Here is a 404-nt window from a genome sequence, read left to right as displayed (position 1 = left end):
CTCGTCTCCCAAGCACTGTCCGGGATGAGTCCCGCCGAAATCGGCAAGCACGCACACCAACTCGGCAACATTCTTGCTGACGACACCGGTGGCATACCTGCCGCCGAAGACAAGACCAGCAACGAACTCGGCTACCACAAGACCAGCGACGGACGCCTCGACGTGCGCGCCAACCTCGATGCGGTCGCCGGGGAGAAACTGCACAGCCTCGTCGAAACACTGTCCGCGCCAAAGCCTCAACCCAACGGCTCGCACGATCCACGGCCGGCCGAACGCAAACGCGCCGACGCTCTCGAAACCATCCTCGAACTCGCCCAAAAGGGCCTCGCTGATGAGACCGTGTCGTGCAAACCGACCGGTGGGGTGCTGTTGACCATCCCGGCCGACACCCCGAAGCTATCCGC

At 63.6% G+C, this 404-nt stretch carries 1 protein-coding gene; it reads left to right on the top strand.

The genetic code is table 11. The features are described from left to right. Positions 1 to 24: 24 nt before the first annotated feature. The coding region (locus tag ACPXB3_RS22535; RefSeq protein ID WP_425729869.1) for a DUF222 domain-containing protein at positions 25 to 404 on the top strand (380 nt) is incomplete at its 3' end.

The sequence above is a fragment of the Gordonia sp. DT219 genome (assembly GCF_049847065.1).
In the GTDB taxonomy this organism is placed as follows: domain Bacteria; phylum Actinomycetota; class Actinomycetes; order Mycobacteriales; family Mycobacteriaceae; genus Gordonia.
Note: the sequence above shows the minus strand (reverse complement) of the source record. Positions and strands in the feature narration are given on the sequence as shown.